Source organism: Nonomuraea sp. NPDC049141 (assembly GCF_040648415.1).
GTDB lineage: Bacteria > Actinomycetota > Actinomycetes > Streptosporangiales > Streptosporangiaceae > Nonomuraea.
On record NZ_JBEZDR010000024.1, the window covers coordinates 83,275 to 102,164 of the forward strand.

At 65.2% G+C, this 18,890-nt stretch carries 16 protein-coding genes; 12 read left to right on the forward strand and 4 right to left on the reverse strand.

Annotated features, from left to right (window positions below):
- Window positions 1-3 precede the first annotated feature (3 nt).
- Complete coding sequence (locus AB0B91_RS49635; RefSeq protein ID WP_358336838.1) at window positions 4-513, forward strand: hypothetical protein; 510 nt, start codon at window positions 4-6, stop codon at window positions 511-513.
- A gap of 37 nt (window positions 514-550) precedes the next feature.
- Here AB0B91_RS49635 and AB0B91_RS49640 read toward each other — a convergent pair whose 3' ends face one another.
- Window positions 551-2,593: a DUF4082 domain-containing protein gene (locus AB0B91_RS49640; RefSeq protein ID WP_358336840.1), complete on the reverse strand. Its 2,043-nt coding sequence runs from the start codon at window positions 2,591-2,593 to the stop codon at window positions 551-553.
- A gap of 946 nt (window positions 2,594-3,539) precedes the next feature.
- Between AB0B91_RS49640 and AB0B91_RS49645 the strand changes: the two genes are divergently transcribed.
- The 6 genes from AB0B91_RS49645 (at window position 3,540) to rfbB (ending at window position 9,067) form a co-directional block, all read left to right on the forward strand.
- Entirely contained in the window at window positions 3,540-4,574 is a 1,035-nt protein-coding gene (locus AB0B91_RS49645; RefSeq protein WP_358336843.1) for a DegT/DnrJ/EryC1/StrS family aminotransferase, read from the forward strand.
- Between the two features lie 4 nt (window positions 4,575-4,578).
- On the forward strand, window positions 4,579-5,565 hold the full coding sequence (locus tag AB0B91_RS49650) for a glycosyltransferase family 2 protein (protein ID WP_358336846.1): 987 nt from the start codon (window positions 4,579-4,581) through the stop codon (window positions 5,563-5,565).
- Entirely contained in the window at window positions 5,562-6,512 is a 951-nt protein-coding gene (locus AB0B91_RS49655; protein ID WP_358336849.1) for a WxcM-like domain-containing protein, read from the forward strand. Before AB0B91_RS49650 ends, AB0B91_RS49655 begins: the two co-directional genes overlap by 4 nt.
- Entirely contained in the window at window positions 6,509-6,922 is a 414-nt protein-coding gene (locus AB0B91_RS49660) for a GtrA family protein (protein WP_358336851.1), read from the forward strand. The genes AB0B91_RS49655 and AB0B91_RS49660 overlap by 4 nt, the downstream gene beginning before the upstream one ends.
- 97 nt (window positions 6,923-7,019) lie before the next feature.
- Complete coding sequence (locus AB0B91_RS49665; protein WP_358336854.1) at window positions 7,020-8,087, forward strand: glucose-1-phosphate thymidylyltransferase; 1,068 nt, start codon at window positions 7,020-7,022, stop codon at window positions 8,085-8,087.
- A complete protein-coding gene (gene rfbB, locus AB0B91_RS49670) occupies window positions 8,084-9,067 on the forward strand; it encodes a dTDP-glucose 4,6-dehydratase (protein WP_358336856.1) in 984 nt (327 codons plus the stop codon). The genes AB0B91_RS49665 and rfbB overlap by 4 nt, the downstream gene beginning before the upstream one ends.
- Window positions 9,068-9,161: 94 nt before the next feature.
- Here rfbB and AB0B91_RS49675 read toward each other — a convergent pair whose 3' ends face one another.
- Both AB0B91_RS49675 and AB0B91_RS49680 read right to left on the reverse strand, forming a co-directional pair.
- Window positions 9,162-12,758 (reverse strand): DUF4082 domain-containing protein, encoded by a 3,597-nt coding sequence (locus AB0B91_RS49675; RefSeq protein ID WP_358336859.1) that lies wholly within the window; start codon window positions 12,756-12,758, stop codon window positions 9,162-9,164.
- A gap of 349 nt (window positions 12,759-13,107) precedes the next feature.
- Window positions 13,108-13,251: a hypothetical protein gene (locus AB0B91_RS49680; RefSeq protein ID WP_358336861.1), complete on the reverse strand. Its 144-nt coding sequence runs from the start codon at window positions 13,249-13,251 to the stop codon at window positions 13,108-13,110.
- Window positions 13,252-13,734: 483 nt separating this feature from the next.
- Between AB0B91_RS49680 and AB0B91_RS49685 the strand changes: the two genes are divergently transcribed.
- The 5 genes from AB0B91_RS49685 to AB0B91_RS49705 are packed head-to-tail and all read left to right on the forward strand — an operon-like array spanning window position 13,735 to window position 18,297.
- Window positions 13,735-13,881: a hypothetical protein gene (locus AB0B91_RS49685; protein ID WP_358336864.1), complete on the forward strand. Its 147-nt coding sequence runs from the start codon at window positions 13,735-13,737 to the stop codon at window positions 13,879-13,881.
- Complete coding sequence (locus tag AB0B91_RS49690; RefSeq protein WP_358336867.1) at window positions 13,878-14,831, forward strand: NAD-dependent epimerase/dehydratase family protein; 954 nt, start codon at window positions 13,878-13,880, stop codon at window positions 14,829-14,831. The genes AB0B91_RS49685 and AB0B91_RS49690 overlap by 4 nt, the downstream gene beginning before the upstream one ends.
- Before the next feature lie 41 nt (window positions 14,832-14,872).
- Window positions 14,873-15,862 (forward strand): GDP-mannose 4,6-dehydratase, encoded by a 990-nt coding sequence (locus AB0B91_RS49695; RefSeq protein WP_358336870.1) that lies wholly within the window; start codon window positions 14,873-14,875, stop codon window positions 15,860-15,862.
- Window positions 15,859-16,902 (forward strand): MraY family glycosyltransferase, encoded by a 1,044-nt coding sequence (locus AB0B91_RS49700; RefSeq protein ID WP_358336873.1) that lies wholly within the window; start codon window positions 15,859-15,861, stop codon window positions 16,900-16,902. The genes AB0B91_RS49695 and AB0B91_RS49700 overlap by 4 nt, the downstream gene beginning before the upstream one ends.
- A 21-nt stretch (window positions 16,903-16,923) precedes the next feature.
- The gene (locus tag AB0B91_RS49705) at window positions 16,924-18,297 is read left to right on the forward strand and encodes a polysaccharide biosynthesis tyrosine autokinase (protein ID WP_358337188.1); all 1,374 of its coding nucleotides are present in this window, start codon (window positions 16,924-16,926) and stop codon (window positions 18,295-18,297) included.
- Here the strand turns inward: AB0B91_RS49705 and AB0B91_RS49710 are convergent.
- Window positions 18,263-18,847 (reverse strand): hypothetical protein, encoded by a 585-nt coding sequence (locus AB0B91_RS49710; protein WP_358336876.1) that lies wholly within the window; start codon window positions 18,845-18,847, stop codon window positions 18,263-18,265. The two genes, AB0B91_RS49705 and AB0B91_RS49710, sit on opposite strands and share 35 nt — an antisense overlap.
- Window positions 18,848-18,890: the final 43 nt, after the last annotated feature.

Genomic DNA, 18,890 nt, shown 5'->3' on the forward strand with positions numbered 1-18,890 from the left:
GGAGTGGCCGGCCCGGCGGGCTCGCGCGGCGAGCGAGGACTTCCCGGTCCGGCAGGCCCGCAAGGCCCGGAAGGCCGGCGCGGCCCGCAAGGCCCGGAAGGCCGGCGCGGCCCGGAAGGCCCCCAGGGTCCTAGGGGGCCGCAAGGTGAGTCCTCGACGAAATCCAGTGTCGATACGACGCTTCTTTCCCTGACATTCCCGCCGTTCGACACGGACTTCACCGCGTACGTCTCTGACGAGATCACCTGGATCCGGGATCCCCGGACGCCTTCGGAGGGCGCGTGGCACAGTCTCGCGTCGGTGCCGGGCTATCCCGGCGGCGTGGTCGCTGTCTCGTTGGCCGAAGCCGCCGTGCCCCTCAGCAGCCTCCTGATCACGGTGCTGACCGCGAAGGGCGCTCTGTCCCAGACGAAGTGCATTCTCACCGCCGGACCGCCGCCCGCGGGACCGGCCTGGGGGACCACCTATTGCGATGGATTCACCGCTATTGACCTGCCTCTCAATCAGCGGTGAATCCATCGGTGCCACGGGCTTACGACGACGCCAGCCGCTACGGCGAGACGAACACGGGGTCGACCCAGTAGTTGCTGGCGTTGTAGGTGCTGGTGGGGAAGGTGTTGGTCGCGCCATAGGCGTAGACGCCGTTGCCGCCTTGGAAGCCGTCTTCGAAAGCGGTGAGCGGACCGCGCGTGTGTTTGTCGGTGAAGTAGGGCCTGGTGTAGGAGTACAGCCCGGTCGGTGTGTGGTAGGACGCGATGTAGGTGGTGTTGGCGGTGATGGCGACAGGTGTGGAGAAGGTCATCTTCTGCCAGCCGGTGGCTGTTTCACCGCTGAAGCTGCCGCTTGCGAGGAGTGTTCCGCCGGTGGTCCAGATGCTTCCGGTGTGGGTTCCGGTGTTGCCGGTGCCTTTGTAGAACCGGATGCCATGGACGAGCCCGTTCGAGGATGACTTGAATTTCACGCCGAGCGTGACGGCCCTGTCGTCCGTGGACTGGCCCGCCGGCGTCGCCGAGGCGCCCCAGAGACTGTCCGACGGTGTGAACAAGACGTCGACCCAGTAGTTCCTGGAGTTGTAGGTGCTGGTGGGGAAGGTGTTGGTCGCGGCATAGGTGTAGACGCCGTTGCCGCCTTCCGCGCCGTCCGCGAGGGCGGTGAGCGGGTCGTTCGAGAATGGCGTGGTGAAGTATTGATTGGTGTAGGAGTACAGCCCGGTCGGTGTGTGGTAGGACGCGATGTAGGTGGTGTTGGGGGTGATGGCGACAGGTGTGGAGAAGGTCATCTTCTGCCAGCCGGTGGCTGTTTCACCGCTGAAGCTGCCGCTTGCGAGGAGTGTTCCGCCGGTGGTCCAGATGCTTCCGGTGTGGGTTCCGGTGTTGCCGGTGCCTTTGTAGAACCGGATGCCATGGACGAGCCCGTTCGAGGATGACTTGAATTTCACGCCGAGCGTGACGGCCCTGTCATCCGTGGACTGGCCCGCCGGCGTCGCCGAGGCGCTCCAGAGGGAAGCCGTCACGTTCTGTACGAGCACGGGGGACTTGCTGGGGGCGAAGTAGATGGGATCCTCACCGTCGAACGTGACGCCGCCCAGGAATACGGCGGTCATGTGGTGCTGGCCCGCGCCGAAGTTGGAGACGGTTAGCGTGGCGGGGCCATCTTCGCCGTGGTGGTCTGTGCCGAGGATGGTCGAGCCGTCCTTGAAGACCACGTCACCCTCGGGGACCAGCGACCCTACGTCGCCGTCGACCGTGGCGGTGAAGGTGACCGAGGTCCCCACGGGGGAGGGGTTGAGCGACGAGGTCAGCGCCGTGGTGGTCGGTGGGTCGTCAGGAACGGTGATGCGGGTCGCCGGAATGCCCTCCGTACCCTGCAGCGTGACCCCGTTGTTGACCGAGAAGAGGCGGCCGAAGACCGCCGCGCCGGTGCTGACCGTGACTCCGCCCGACGCGAGGATGTTCCCCCGGAAGGTGCAGTACGTGCCAAGGGTCGCGGAGCCGCTGAGCTGCCAGAAGACATTGTCCGCCTGGGCACCGCCGACCAGGTTGATGTTGCTGACGTTCGAGGTCGTGAGGCTGGCCGCCTTGAAGATGAAGATCGCGTCCGGGTCGCTCTCGGCGTCGAGCGTCAGCGTGCCGCTGATGCCGAAGGTCCCGTTGGTGGAGTTGTAGACGCCTGGGGTCTTGGTCGTCCCGCCGAGTGCGGAAGCCACGGTGGCGTCCGGCGTCCGGTCGCTGATGTCGTCGTAGGCGTCCACCAGGTCCGCCTTGGCGGCGATCGCGGTGGCGTCGTTGACGTGGGTGCTTCCGCTCACCGTGCCGGGAGGGAAACCGATCACCGTGGTGCCGGGGCTCACGCCGAGATCGCCGGTGATCGCGGTGCTGTTGGTGTTGGTCACCGCCGAACTGGCCAGTGTGCCGAAGGGCGCGGCGTCGCCGATGCTCACCGGTGGCTCGTCCGCGGCTGCGGCGCGTGGTGTCGCGACGATCACGCCCATCGCAAGGATGGCGGCCAGCGGCAGCGCGAGCCGGCGGCGGACGTGGTGAACGGTTTTGTGGGGGTGCTCGGGTGCGCCTTTGTGAGGCTGAGATTTGCGCATGGTACTCGACTTCTCGCTGATCTCACGAACATCTGACATTGGTTTTTACGTGGGGTCCGCCCGTAAAGATTGAAACCGCTGTTCCGTCCTGTTTATGACCCCATTTGAAGGCCTGATGGGAGGGTGCTGTAATAGCTCTTACCCCTGGTTCGCTCTCTGTTAATCGCCAGGCAAAGCGATCTTTACTATCTGGCACGACGCCGTCCGGAAGTCTATTTTGTGCTATTTGATAATTTGCGCGGAGATGCCGTCCGAGGGGCTGTAAACGGCGTGCCACGAACAGCTCGAGGTAACCAATCACGACACGCCCTTCCCGTTCCAATTCGGGCGACTCGGAGATGTTTTCTCTGAATAAGATCGTCGTCGTCCACTGACTTTTATGGAGGCGCTGCGTGCGGCATCGCCGGAATCGGGTCGATGTCGCGGCCCGATCCGGCGCCGGTCCGCCGCATGTGCGATGTGATGAGATCAGCCCGTGTACAGCGGGGACGAGCGGCCCCTCGCCATCTGTACCGGGATCGTCCTTCGCCGGCGACGTCGCGCCGTTGCTACCCCGATGGGGCGTGGTGGGCACCGCGCCGGCGTCCACCGTGACCTAAATCCTCATGGCTCTGGGTGAAATGTAACGATTCACCCGGTCGACGGGGTTGCCGATGCGGTACGGCAACCCGGATGAATCGCTGTGTCGTTGTGGACGGCAAGGCCCAGGTAATGGCTCGATCAGAAAAGGCGGCGGCGCGTGTCGGATGGGTTGTGCACGTTTCGCCTCGGCGTTAGATATAACTCGCCTATCTGGGCGTTCTCGACCGCCGCACGCAGCAAGGGTCTGACGATGCATCCTGTTGATCGATATTTGCCCTGCCTGTCTCCGGAAAGCGCGGATACAAGGGCGGACCGGATCATGATCAATGATCTCGGCCGGCACGCGTCCTCGACGGAGCCCGCTGTGCGCACCGCCGTCGAACGGGTGCTGAGAAGCGGGTGGTACATCTTGGGCAAGGATGGGGAGGCCTTCGAGCGGGATTTCGCCGAATACTGCGGCACAGCCCATTGCGTGGGTGTGGCCAACGGCACCGACGCGATCGAGCTCGGGCTCCGCGCCCTCGGCATCGGCGCCGGGAACCGGGTCGCCACGGTCGCGAACGCCGGCACGTACACCACGACCGCCCTGATGGCCATCGGCGCGCATCCCGTGTTCGTCGACGTGGACCGAGGCACGAAACTGATGGACCTCGCCCATCTCGAGCGGATCGTCGGCGGTGACGAGCTCGACGCCGTCGTGGTGACGCATCTCTTCGGGCTCATGCATGACATGGAAGCGATCCTGGGCATCACCGGCCACCTCCCTGTGTTCGAGGACTGCGCGCAGGCCCATGGCGCCCGGCGCGGCGGACGGCGCGCCGGCAGTTTCGGTGCCGCGGCCGGTTTCAGCTTCTACCCGACGAAGAATCTCGGGGCACTCGGCGACGGGGGCGCCGTGGTCACCGGCGACGCGGAGGTTGCCGAGAGGGTGCGGCGGCTGCGGCAGTACGGGTGGACGTCGAAGTATCGCGCCGGCCTACGCGGTGGACGCAACAGCCGCCTCGACGAGATACAGGCCGCCGTCCTTCGCGTCAAGCTTCCCCACCTGGACGACTGGAACAGGCGGCGCCGCGACATCGCGACCCGCTACTCGCGGGAGATCGTCCATCGGCGGGTCCAATGCCCCCCGGCGCATGGTGAGGAATTCGTCAGCCACCTCTATGTCATCGTCAGCGACGATCGCGAGGCGCTGCGCGCCCGGCTCGCCTCGGCCTCCATCGTGACCGATGTGCACTATCCCGTTCCGGACTACCGCCAGCCGTCGCTCGCCGGACTCGGAGACTGGACGGGACTCTCGGTGACGGACGATCTGGTGGATTCGATCCTGACGCTTCCCTGCTATCCCGAGCTCTCCGACGACGAGGTCACGCGCGTGATCTCGTGTATCAACACCTGGTGAGGCCATGTTCTCCGTGATCGTCCCCGTGTATCGCAACGCGGAATTCGTGCCACAACTGATCGCGGAATTCACCGGTATCAGTGAAACCGTGGCCGAGCGCCATGGGCTGCCCGTGGAGTTCGTCTTCGTCGTCGACGGCAGTCCGGACGACAGCCACCGACTCCTCAAGGCGGCTCTGCCGCAGGCGCCGTTCAGATCGCAGCTGCTCCTGCACGCACGCAACTTCGGATCCTTCGCGGCCATCCGCACCGGCCTCCGCGCCGCCAAGGGCGACTTCTTCGCGGTGATGGCCGCGGACCTCCAGGAACCGCCGGAACTCCTGCTCGAGTTCATCGACAGACTCGTGAGCGATCACTCGGACATCGTGGTGGGAGTACGCGAAGGCCGCGATGACCCGGGGATGACCCGGCTGTCGGCCAACCTCTTCTGGGCCCTCTATCGCCGTTTCGTGGTGCCCGAGATCCCCGCCGGCGGGGTCGATGTCTTCGGCTGCAACCAGCGCATCCGTGATGAGCTCCTGCAGCTGGAGGAGGCCAACAGTTCCTTGGTGGGGCTCGTGTACTGGCTCGGCTTCCGGCGCAGTGAAGTGCCGTACCAGCGGCGCGAACGGGCGCACGGCAAAAGCACGTGGACACTCGGCAAGAAGATCGACTACCTCATGGACAGCGTCTTCGCCTTCACGGACCTGCCCATCCGCATTCTCACGGTCATCGGCCTGCTCGGGTTCGTGGTCGCCGGGTGCCTCGCGATCTTGGTGATCATCATGCGGCTCACGGGCCAGATCGAGGCGGCCGGCTATGCCGCCACGATCGTGGTCATCACATTCTTCGGGGCGCTCAACACCTTGGGTGTCGGCTTCATCGGGTCCTATGCGTGGCGGAGCTACGAGAACACGAAGAAGCGCCCCCTCGCCCTCGTCCGTACGGTCAGCACTTTCGAGGGGTCGTCCGAAGCCCCTGCCGACCTTCTCTACACCGGTAGGCGCGCATGAACCAGACCTTCATCCATCCGCAGGCCCTGTGCGAGAGCCAGGCCATCGGCGACGGCACCCGTGTCTGGGCCTTCGCGCACGTCCTTCCGGGCGCCCGGATCGGGCGCGACTGCAATATCTGCGATGGAGTGTTCGTCGAGAACGACGTCGTCCTCGGAAACCGCGTGACCGTGAAGTGCGGCGTCCAGATCTGGAACGGGATCACCGTCGAGGACGATGTCTTCATCGGCCCCAACGCGACATTCACCAACGACCCGATGCCGCGCAGCAAGGCGTATCCCAAAGCGGTCACACGCACCCTGATCCGCTCCGGTGCCTCCATCGGCGCGAACAGCACGATCCTGCCGGGAGTCGAGATCGGCACCGGTGCGATGGTCGGCGCAGGTGCGGTGGTGACGCGCTCCGTCCCGCCGAACGCGATCGTGATCGGCAATCCCGCCCGCATCAACGGGTACGTCGCCGATACGGAGGATCCCAGCATTCCCTTGCGGGTCGCCGACACGCGGGCGCCCGGTCGAACGGGGCTCGGCGTAGGGGCAGCCGGCCTTCACGAACTGCGGATCGCGAAGGACCTCCGGGGAGAGCTGTCGGTGGGGGAGTTCGAGCGCGAACTCCCGTTCACCCCTGTTCGCTACTTCCTCGTGTTCAACGTTCCCAGCCAGGAGGTCCGGGGCGAGCACGCGCACAGGCTCTGCGAACAGTTCCTGATCTGCGTACGCGGATCGTGCCGCGTCCTCCTGGACGACGGCCGCAACCGGCGGGAGGTCATTCTGGACCGCCCCAGCCGCGGCGTCCACATGCCGGCCATGATCTGGGGAACGCAGTACCGGTATTCGCCGGATGCCGTGCTCCTGGTGTTCGCCTCCCACTACTACGATCCGCAGGACTACATTCGCTCGTACGACGAATTCCAGCAGCTCGTCTCCAGGGAACCGGTGCGGGCGTGAGAGCACTCCGCCCCCGGTTCGCCCGGTTCATCGTCGGCGGCGCCGCGAATACCGCGGCGACCCACGGGCTCTTCGTGGTCCTGTCGTGGTCGATTCCGCCGTCACTGGCCTATTCGATCGCCTATCTCTCGGGGATCGTGCTGGCCTACGTCATCAATACCACCTTCGTATTCCGCACCCGGGCCTCGATCAGGACCGCCGCGCGTTTTCCGGCCGTGTACGTGGTCTCGTACCTCGTCGGCCTGTCGTTGATCGTGCTGTTGACGGAAGCGGGGATGACTCCCTGGCTCGCGATGCTGGGCGTGATAGCCGTCAACGTTCCGCTTACGTTCGTGATGGTCCGGTACGTTCTCAAAGGCCCGAACTCTCTAGCGTTGGCAACATGTCGCAAGCCCTTCAGCAAAGGGTAAGGACGGCGTACGCCCCGCCAAATCGCGCTTCACCTAAATTCAGGGGCACAGATACTCCACTCGATCCTGCGTTCTTCACGGAAGGACTCAAAGAGCGGTGAAGGCACTCGTTCTGGCGGGCGGTAAGGGGACGAGGCTGCGCCCGCTCACCCATACCTCGGCCAAGCAGCTGGTCCCCATAGCCAACAAGCCGGTGCTCTATTACGGACTCGAAGCGATTCTCAACGCGGGCATCACCAGCGTCGGAATCATCGTCGGCGACACGGCCGTCGAGGTCATGGCAGCCGTGGGCGACGGTTCGCGGTTCGGCCTCGACGTCACCTACATTCCCCAGGAAGAGCCCCTGGGGCTGGCACACTGTGTGCTGATCGCTCAGGAGTTCCTCGCCGATGAGCCGTTCGTGATGTACCTCGGCGACAACTTCCTGGTGGACGGCATCGCCGATCTGGTGGACGCGTTCCGCGAGGCCGACCATGACGCCCAGATCCTGCTCACCAAGGTCGCCGAGCCGCAGTTCTACGGGGTCGCCGAGCTCGGGCCGGACGGCGAGATCATCGGTCTGGAGGAGAAGCCGGAGCACCCGCGCAGCGATCTCGCGATCGTCGGTGTGTACACCTTCTCTCCCGCCATTCACGACGCGGTCCGGGCGATCAGCCCGTCCCCGCGGGGCGAACTGGAGATCACGGACGCGATCCGGTGGCTGGTCGACAATGGCTATCGTGTCCACTCGCACCTGGTCAGCGGCTATTGGAAGGACACCGGGCGGTTGCAGGACATGCTGGAGTGCAACCGGATCGTCCTGGAGGCCATCGAGCGGGACATCAGGGGCACTGTGGACGGGTTCTCCGAGATAACGGGACGTGTCGTCATCGAGCCTGGAGCCATCGTCGAGAACTCGGTGATCCGCGGGCCGGCGGTCCTCGGCGCCAACACCAAGATCAGTGGTTCCTACATCGGCCCCTACACGTCGATCGGTGAGAGCTGCGTGCTGCAGGACTCCGAGGTGGGATACAGCATCATCCTCGGAGAGTCCTCCATAACGGGAGTTTCCGGGCTCACCTACTCCCTGATCGGCCGGAACGTCGAGGTCACTCGGGCCACGGGGATACCTAACATGAACCAACTCGTGGTCGGCGACCACAGCAAGATCCAGGTGAGGGCATGAGAATTCTGATTCCCGGCGGCGCCGGCTTCATCGGAAGCTGCTACGTGCGAGCGCTGCTGTCCGGCGGTTATGCCGGCTACGAAGACGTCCAGGTGACCGTGCTGGACAAGCTCACGTACGCGGGCAACCCGGCGAACCTCGACCCGGTCGCGCGGCACCCGCGATACGCCTTCGTCCACGGTGACATCACCGACGGTGAACTGCTCGCCGACGTGGTGCCGGGCCACGACGTCATCGTGAACTTCGCCGCCGAGACGCACGTCGACCGGTCGATAACCGGCCCTGGCGACTTCGTCCTCACCAACGTGTACGGCACGCAGCGGTTGCTGCAGGCAGCACTCGAGGCGGAGGTGCCCACCGTCGTCCAGGTCTCGACCGACGAGGTGTACGGGTCGATCGACGCGGGCTCCTGGACCGAAACGGAGCCGCTACTCCCCAACTCACCCTACTCGGCCGCCAAAGCGGGCTCCGACCTGCTGTGCCGTGCCTACCACCAGACCTACGGGCTGGACGTGCGGGTGACCCGGTGCACCAACAACTACGGCCCGTACCAGTATCCCGAGAAGGTGATCCCGCTCTTCATCACCAATCTGATCGACGGGCTCCCCGTACCCCTGTACGGGGACGGCGGCAACGTCCGCGAGTGGCTGCACGTCGAGGACCACTGCCGGGGCGTCCAGCTCGTGCTGGACAAAGGCTCGGCGGGGGAGGTCTACAACATCGGCGGCGGCCTCGACCTGACCAACCGGGAGCTCACGCAGGCGCTGCTCGATGCCTTGGGCGTCGGTTGGGAGATGGTCGTGCAGGTGGAGGACAGGCTCGGGCACGACCGGCGCTACTCCGTCGACAGCGGCAAGATCCAGGCCCTCGGCTACGAGCCCCGGATCGGCTTCGACGAAGGGCTGGCGCAGGTCGTGCGGTGGTATCAGGAGAACCAGTCGTGGTGGCGCCCGTTGAAGGGGACGATCCCTACGAACTGACCGCACCCGCTCACCGACGAAGCACCCGTGTTCACGCTGTGATGAACACGGGTGCTTCGTCGTGTGCGAGCTTGCCCCCGGACGACCGCCCAGGTCAGGGAGCGAACAACAGATCGACCCAGTAGTTACTGGACTGGAAGCCGGTGGTGGGTAAGGTGTTCGTCGCCCCGTAGGTGTAGACGCCGTTCGCGCCTTCCGCCCCGTCCCTGAGGGCGGTGAGCGGTCCGTTGGTGTACGGCGTGGTGAAGTACGGCCGGTTGAAGGAGAAGAATCCGGTTGGAGTGTGGTAGGAGGCGATATAGGTGGTGTTGGCGGCGATGACGACCGGAGTGGGAAAGGTCACCTGTTGCCAGCCTGAGGCGGTTTCGTTGGTGAAGGTGGCGCTGGCGAGGAGCTGCCCGTCGGCGGTCCAGAGGCTTCCGATGTGGGTGCCGGTGTTCTGGGAGCCCTTGTAGAAGCGGATGCCCTGGACGGCCCCGCCGGTGTTCGCCCTGAACTTCACGCCGAGCGTGACCGCTCTGTTGTCCGTCGACTGGCTGGCCGGGACCGTCGACTGGTCCCAGAGGCTGTTCGACGGGACGAACATGACGTCCGCCCAGTAGTTGGTTTCGCTGATGGCGCTGGACGGGAACGTGTTCGTCGCGTTGTAGGTGTAGACGCCGTTGCCTCCCGAGGATACGGACGCGAGGGCGGTGAGTGGGCCGTTCGCATAGCTCGACGTGAAGTATCGCCGTGATGCCGCGTAACGCCCCGATGGAGAGTGGTAGGAGGCGACATAGGTGGTGTTGGCGGCGATGACGACCGGAGTGGAGAAGGTCACCTGTTGCCAGCCTGAGGCGGTTTCGTTGGTGAAGGTGGCGCTGGCGAGGAGCTGCCCGTCGGCGGTCCAGAGGCTTCCGATGTGGGTGCCGGTGTTCTGGGAGCCCTTGTAGAAGCGGATGCCCTGGACGGTCCCGCCGGTGTTCGCCCTGAACTTCACGCCGAGCGTTACGGCCTGGGTGTCGCTGGATATGGGCGGCGAGATCGTGGAGTTGTCCCAGAGACTGTTCGACGGGACGAACACGACGTCCACCCAGTAGTTGGTGGCGCTGATGCTACTGGTCGGGAACGTGCTCGTCGCGCTGTAGGTGTAGACGCCGTTGCCTCCTGAGGCTCCGGACGCGAGGGCGGTGAGCGGGCCGTTCGTGTAGGCCGCGAGGAAATAGTTGCGATTCACTGCGTAGTGACCGGTCGGGGCGTAATAAGAGGCGACGTAGGTGGTACCCGGTATGACGGCCACCGGCGTGGAGAACTCCACCTGCTGCCATCCGCTCGCTGTTTCGTTGGTGAACGTGGCCGTCGCCAGTTGCTGTCCCGTGGAACTCCACAGGCTGCCGGTGTGCGTCCCCGTGTTGGTCGTTCCCTTGTAGAACCTGATGCCCCTGATGAAGCCCTGGCTCGTGGCGCGGAACTTCACGCCGAGTTCGACCGCCTTGTTGTCGGTGTTGGCGGCGGTGGCCGGCACGGTCTCCGGTGTCCACAGCGTGCACGGTGGGCAGTCCTTGGCTACGGTGACCGTTCTCTGCGTTGGGACCACCTGGATGTTGCCGATGTCGTCGACAGCCCGAGTCTTGATCGTCACCGTGCCGGCGGTGGCGGGCGTCGTCCAGCTGTACTGCCAGTTGGTGCGGCCTGTCGCCTGGAACCATCGGGTGCCGCCGTCCAGCGAGACCTCCACCCCGCCGACCACCCCGCCTCCCGTGTCGGCCGCCGTGCCCTGGATCTGGACGACCGCTCCCGTCGACACGACGCCTGCGCTCGCCGGGTTGGTGATCGCTGATGTCGGGGGAGCGGTGTCCGTCGACGCGGTCGTCGGAACCAGTCCTGGCTGGATGCTGGCCGGTTGAGCGTGCATGTCGGCAAGAAGGTTGACGGTCGCCTGTTGCATCCGGATATCCGTGGGTGTACCTGGATTGTCGTGGACCGCGTCGAGTCCCCACGCCCACTGGACGGTTCCCGCGCCGAAGACGAGCGCCCCGCTCGAGTTTCGGTAGAGGGACAAGCTGTGTGTCGCGGTCCCAGCGCCGTACGTGCTACCGAAGTCGAGCAGGAATTTCGACGAGTTGGTCAGGGTCGTTCTGGAGTACTTCACCAGTCCAGGTTGCGCGACTCCGTTGTCGGGAGACTCATCCCACTCGTAGCCGAGCGTTCCCGTCGGAAAGGTCGCTGTCTGCCCGGGCTGCAGGCTGGCGATGGACGTGTTGCGCCACAGTCGCATGTCGCTGAACTCGGCCGGCACGGTTATGGCGTCGCTGACGCGGCCGTTGATCCTGAACAGTGTCCCAGTGAGGGCGTTCTCCGGCCGGCCACCGTCCGATGGGGGAGAGAAACGGGGATCGCGCCACGTTCCCGTCCACTGCGGACTGGGATCGATCTTGGCGTTGGCGAGAGTCTCCTTGTAGCAGACCAATGTCCGGAAGGGCGTGCCCTGTCCGTCGATGCTGCTCTCCCACCTGGTCTTCCAGAAGACCTCGTTTCCGGCGAAGAAGATGAGATTGACGCTACCGTTCCGCGCGCTCTCGATGTTGTCCCGCATCTCGTTGGACCAGTACTCGTCATGGCCGGACGAAACGAAAATGTCGTGGTCGAGCAGTTCGGCGGCCCGGCTGGCCGTATCCACATTGCTGGTGTAACTGACGTCGTACCCATTGGCCTCGATCCATCTGACCATGGGGTACTCGTCGTTGAAGAACCTGCTGCGGGAGACGAAGGGACGGTTGTAGCTCACCTTGAATGCCCGGTTCGCCGGCATGCCGCTGTAGAGGCTGTTGCCGCCATAGCTGTTGTACGCCTGCCAGGTGGCGTCAGAGGTCTGTAGCAGGATTTCCGAATCACGGGTGTCATCCCGGACGACGAACATCATCTGGCTCTTGCCGGCCATGCCGTCTTCGCGGATCAAATTCGCGACGTAGACGCCGGAAACAACGGTGTCAGGCACCGCCCAGGAGGCCGACAACGCCCAGTTGCCGCAATCTATCAGGCCGGTCGTCGCGTCGTTGAGGCACGCGGGCTGAGCCTGCGGCAGCGCTGCCGAAGGGTTGATCGTCGCTATCAGCCGGGCGCCCATTCCGCCGTAGTATCCGAGCCGGAAAATCTCTATGCGATAGTCCTGCGCGCTGGTGTTCACCTTGAACTGGATGGTCTGCCCCTTGTTCACGCTGATCTGCGTGGGGTAACCAGGGATTCCGCCCTGTGCGGGCACGTCCCACTGGCTGGGCGGGTTGCCCGGCAAGCTGTTCTCTATACAGATGACAGATGTCGGCGGGCATTCGGCTCGCGCCTTGCGGGCTCGGGAAGTCGCGCCCTCAACCTTCTGGCGGAAGGCCTTGCTAAGGGCCTTTCGCTTCCCCGGCGGCAGGTCGGTGAAGGGGATGGGCTCGGGGCCCTCCGATTCCCTCAGCGGGGGTGGGACCGGGCTCGCCTTGTGGCTGGCCGGCATCACAACGGCGGGCAATGGCATCGACGGTGTGGACATTGTGGACGGTGTGGACGGCGTGTCGGTGCCCATCATGCTCATCATGGTGATCACGCCGCCGCCGAATCCGACAAGCGCTGTCCGGAGCAGTCGCCTTGACCGGAAACCCATTTTCTGCCAGCCGTGCCACATGTAGCCTCCGGTCGCCCGCAGAAAGCTCTTGTCAGATGCCGTCAAGCTAGGCGATGGTGCTTGATAAGGCCGTCAGGGATGTCCGCACACTTCGGTGTCTTTGCGCTTACTTTCTTAGGTCTAAACCATCAGGCTGTTTGATGCCCTATTTCCGGACTTGGCGCGTTCGCGGAACTTGCGCTCATGGCCCGCATGAAGGAGTGGCAGGAACTCTGCTGGGCGACTGGTGCGGAGCGGCATTCCGCTCTCCGGGAGATATGGCGGCGCGTCTTCTCGTGGCTGGCCGCGGCGTTCACGGTGGGATTTGTCGCGGCTGTGCTGAATCTCTAGGGCGTTTCCGGTTTGGATTTGGTAAGCATTCATTGGCTCTGTGACGCTGTGTGATGCTCGGTGGTCAGTCGACCAGGGCGATCGGGGGCGTCCGGAGATGGCGGGTGAAGGCGCGGCGGATCGAGTCAAGGGCGTTCAGGCCGTGCTTGCGGGTCGAGTCGAGGTAGGAGCGGACTGCCGGCACCTGTGCAGGTCTCCAGTAGCTCACGATCTGCATTGCCCGTGACTCGTAGTCGAGGTTGTCGCCGCCATATTCGATGACGCCCGCCCGTACCACAAGGACGTGGACGGCGAGGCGCGCCCGAACGCGATGAGCAGCACCGGAGGCAGCTCCGATTCCCAGGAGCGCAACTGAGCCGCCGGCGGGCAACTCGGCGACGACGACGCTAGGGCCGGAACCGTGCGATATCACTTCCTGAAGACGTCCATGGCCTGCTGGTTACCCCCCTTTGCGGATTCTTTCCGATAAGGCGTTTTCTCGGTGAGCTGCCGGTTCCCGGCGGGATAGCAACTCTTAGGGAGGGTAAGCGGCGACTGCCCGACGATCACGCCCAGGTAGGGAGCGAGAAAACATTTCACCACTCACCGCGACGCCATGCGGCGAACTGACCGATTCCATAGCTAGCTTCGCGGACGTGAGCCAGGCCTTTCATCGAGGAGCCGTATGAAGCCGGACAGTCGGATTCGCGTCATGGAAATCATCGCCCGGACAAACGTAGGCGGCCTGACGGCTTCGTTCGATGTGGACCGCCTCGTCTCGGACACCGAGGCCCTCTACCGATCGCTGGGCGGGCTTCGCCGGGATCGGCTGGTCATGACAGGAGAGATGAACAAGTGAAAGTCCTGGTAACCGGCGGGGCCGGCTTCATCGGCGCGAACCTGTGCCGGGCGCTCGCATCGCGGCCCGAGATCGAGAAGATCACGGTGCTCGACGACCTGAGCAGCGGAGATCTCGCCAACCTCGACGGTGTCAGGGTGGATTTCGTGCGGGGCAGCATTTTGGACTCGGATCTGCTGACCGGTCTTGTCGCGGATGCCACAACTGTCGTCCACCTCGCCGCACGTCCGTCGGTGCCCCGATCGCTGGCGGACCCTCTGGCCTCGCACGGCGTCAACGCCACTGGCACCCTCCACATCCTGGAGGCGTGCCGGGCCACGAAACCGCACGTGATCCTGGCCTCGTCGTCCTCGGTGTACGGGAACTGCGCGGAGCCGTACAAGCACGAAGACCTCGCGACCAGGCCGCTCAGCCCGTACGGCGTGAGCAAGCTGGCGACCGAGGCCTACGCGCTGGCGTACGCCTCGAGCTTCGGCCTGCCGGTCCTGCCCTTTCGCTTCTTCAATGTCTACGGCCCGCTGCAGGCCGCTGATCACGCCTACGCGGCGGTCATCCCGGCGTTCGTGTCGAAAGTCTTGGCGGCCGACCCGGTTCCGATCTACGGAGACGGGCTCCAGACGCGGGACTTCACCTATGTGGGAACGGTGACGGAGGTCCTCTGCGACGCGGCCGTACGCCGGGTGACGAGCACGAAGCCGGTCAATCTCGCCTTCGGCACGCGCGTCTCGCTCCTGGAGCTGAAGGATGTCCTCGGCTCGATCCTGGACAAGCCGGTCGAGGCCGCCTTCCTCCCGCCTCGGACCGGCGACATCCGGGAATCGCGGGCTTCTTCCAGCCTGCTGCGCGAACTGTTTGCCGGTGTGCGCCCGGTTCCGCTCGAGGACGGGCTCCGGATGACGGTGGCCTGGTTCGAGAAGGCGGTGATCATGAACCCCGGTGTGCATGCCTGACTTGCCGCTATCTCCAGTTCAACGCATTCATAGGGAAACCCGTGAGCAAAGCATCGAAGTGCACTTACCTGATAACGGGCGGCAGCGGATTCGTCGGATCGCATCTGACCGACGCGTTGATCGCCCGCGGTGACTCCGTCGTGATTCTCGACAACCTGTCGACTGGGCGGCTCGCCAACCTGCGGCCGCATCCCGATCTGCGCTTCATCCAGGGGTCCGTTCTGGACGAGCTCGTGGTCGACGAGCTCGTTCATCAGTGCGACGTCGTCGTCCATCTCGCCGCCGCGGTGGGGGTCAAGCTGATCGTCGAGCAGCCGCTCCGATCCTTGACGACCAACATTCGCGGCTCGGAGATCGTCGTCGAGGCCGCGCATCGGTACCGGAAGAAGATCCTGATCACCAGTACGAGCGAGATCTACGGCAAGAACTCGGCGGGACCGCTGAAGGAAGACGCCGACCGCATCCTCGGCAGCCCGTCCGTGGTGAGATGGGCCTACAGCACGGCGAAGGCCGTCGACGAGATCCTCGCCAACGCCTATCACCGCGAGCGCGGCCTGCCGACGATCGTCGTCAGGCTGTTCAACACCGTGGGGCCACGGCAGAGCCCGGCCTACGGAATGGTCATCCCGCGCCTCGTCCAGCAGGCGGTCAGCGGTGCACCCCTCACGGTCTTCGGTGACGGAAGCCAGACCCGCTGCTTCGCGCACGTCGCGGACGTCGTCGACGCGTTGCTCCGGCTCCTCGACCTCGAGGCGGCGGTCGGGCAGACCTTCAACATCGGCTCCGCGGACGAGGTGAGCATCCTGGACCTGGCAAAGCTGATCATCGATCACACCGGGTCCATCTCCGAAATCGACCTCATCCCGTATCACCAGGCCTATCAGCAGGGTTTCGAGGACATGACCCGCCGGGTCCCCGACACCACCAGGATCCGCGAGCTCACCGGCTGGGCTCCACGGCACACTCTCGACGAGATCCTCGTCGAGGTTGTCAAGCAGGTTCGCGAAGAGCTCCCGGCGTCCATCCGGTGAACGGGACGATCGCCCTTGCCACAGGCGTGGCCGCGTTCCTGATCAGCTGTATGGCGATCGTGCCGTTGAAGCGCCTGGCGCTGGACTGGGAACTGACCGATCGCCCCAGTGAGCAGAAGGCCCACGCCCGCCCGACCCCTTACCTCGGTGGCATCGCGATCACGTTCGGTACGGTCGTACCCGTGATCGCCGTGATCGGCTTCGCCGATCTCCAGATCATGGCGATCCTCCTGGCGGGCACCGCGGTGTCACTGGTCGGCCTGATCGACGACGTCGGCCCGCTGCGCCCGATCACCAGGCTGGTCGTGGAGACCGGGGCGGCAAGCGGGGTCGTGCTCTCCGGTGTCCACCTCACCACGCCGGCCGATGGATGGCTGGATGCACTGCTCACGGTCGTGTGGATCGTCGTGATGCTCAACTCCTTCAACCTGCTGGACAACATGGACGGCGCGCTGGGAGCCGTCACCACCGTCACGGGCGCCCTCCTCGGTGGAACGGCCTTCGTGACCGGCCAGCCGGCGTTGGGACTGCTCCTGATCGCGCTCGCCGGCACCAGCCTCGGCTTCCTGCCGCACAACTGGGCGCCCGCGAGGATATTCATGGGTGACTCCGGATCCCTGTTCATCGGATTCGTGCTCACCTGCTCGGCTGTCTACCTGGTGATGGGGCAGGGCCCCGGCAAGGTGATCGCCGGGTTGCTCCTGCCGACCTTCGTCGCCACCGTCGACACCGGTGTCGTGTTCATCTCGCGGATGCGGGCGGGTCGCTCGCCGCTGGCAGGTGGTACCGACCACGTGTCACACCGGCTCCGCCGGATGGGGCTCAGCACCCGGACGGTCGCCGCGACGCTCGGCGCGATCGCGGCCGTCGGCGGCGGCTGCTGCCTGATGGTGGCTCTGAGCTGGATATCGCCCCTTGTCACGACAATAGTCGCGGGCGGAACCGCCATCGTTCTCATCGTCTTGCTGCAGGGTGTGCGCGTCTACGCGCCGATCGAACACCTCAAGGCTCCTCCAAGAATCCGTGAAAGGCGGCGTTGATCCATGGATCTGCTCTACTACATGCGGCTCGTGTACAGGAACTGGTTGCTTATCCTGGTCTCGTTGGTCATCGGGGTAGGTGCGGCGGTCATGGTCACCGCGAACACGCCGCCGAAGTACATCGCGACGATCTCCATGTTGGTCTCCGGCCAAGACAGGGAAGGCAGCCTTTCCACCGCGTACCAAGCGGGAATGCTGTCGGCGCAGAGGGTGCAGTCCTATGCCACCCTGTTGTCCAGTCGCCGGGTGGTCAGCCAGATCACCACGCCCGAGGACATCCGGCGTGTCCAGGAGAGCATCGCGGCGGAAGTCGTCCCCGGTACCGTCCTACTCCGTGCGACTGTCACGAACAGCGACCCCACCCGCGCCGCCCAGCTGGCCAACGCCCTGGGATCGCGGTTCACGCAGCTGATCGACCAGATCGAGCGGGTCGCTCCGGCCAGCCGTCCCACGATCAAGATCACGGTGGTGGACCATGCGGAGATCCCCCAGGTGCCGGTCAGCCCCAGGCCGCTGGTCAACATAGCGCTCGCCGTACTGATCGCGCTGCTCGTCGCCGTCGCCGCGCTGGCGCTCCGTGACCGCCTGGACACGACGATCAAGTCCTCCGATGTGCTGCAGCGGACCTCGAAGAGCTCGACTCTCGGCATCATCGGGTACGAAAAGGACGCGCGACGTCACCCGCTGATCGTGCGGAGCAGGGGCCGATCGTCCAGGTCGGAGGCGTTCCGCTCGCTGCGTACGAACCTGCAGTTCATCGGCGTGGACCGGCAGCCCAAATCACTGGTCATCACCAGCTGCCTGCCGAACGAGGGCAAGTCCTCGACCTCCTCCAACCTGGCGATCACCCTGGCCCAGGCGGGCTGGCGGGTGCTCCTGGTCGACGGTGACCTTCGTCGTCCGCGCATCCCGACCTACCTCGGCATCGAGGGGGCGGTCGGCCTGACGGACGTGCTGATCGGCCGGGCGCGGCTGGAACAGGTGATCCAGCCCTGGGGAGAGCCGCGCCTGTTCGTGTTGCCGAGCGGCCAGATCCCGCCGAACCCGAGTGAGTTGCTCGGCTCACGAGGGATGCGCAATCTGCTCGACCAGGTAGTGAGTGAATACGACATCGTGATCATCGACGCGCCGCCGCTGCTACCGGTCACCGACGCCGCGACACTCTCGGCGATCTGCGACGGAGTACTGCTCGTCGCCCGGTACGGCAAGACCCGGCAGGAGCACATCCTGCGGGGCACGGAACTGCTGTCGTCGATCAGCGCTCGCATCGTGGGTACGGTCATGAACTTCGTTCCGGCCAAGGCCAGCCGGTACGACGGCTACGGCTACGGCTACGGGTACGAGACGACCGAGACCGACGTCAAGGCGGAGGCCAAGACACCGGCTGCTGTGTGAGGAGCTGGAGCGGGGCGGCGAGCGATCTGGCGATCCTCCGTCCCGCCATCCGGTGGTGCCACCGGGTGCCACCGATGGGATCGAAGATGTCGGGCCGGTCCACCGGGACCAGGCCGCGTAGCGTTCGCACCTCGTCGACCAGCGCGTGAGCCCGCCGTACGACATCGTGATGACACGTGATCGCCGTGGGTGCGACGGCTCGGGTCAGGGTGCCGAACTCGACGATGGTGAAGGTACGCCCGGCCGCCGGGAGGTGCATCGTCACCGCTTCGGCACGGTGTGCGGAGGTGGCCGTCAGCACCAGGTCGGCCGCGGCCATCACCTCGGTGGTCAGCGGGCGGGAGACGAAGCCGCCGGGATCGCCGCCGAGGCGGAGCAGCGTCCGCCGCGTGTGTTCGTTCATCTCGATGCCCGGCTCGGCGTGGGTGCCCGCGCTGCTCACCTGGAACGACGGTCCGAGGGCCGAACGGGCCAGCCGTTCCGCCAGAGGGGAGCGGCAGATGTTGCCCGTACACACGAACAGGATGTGGAAATCCCTCGTACCTTCCATGAGCGCGACGGTAGAGCGCCCTGGTCAGGCAGCCGTTGGCGGC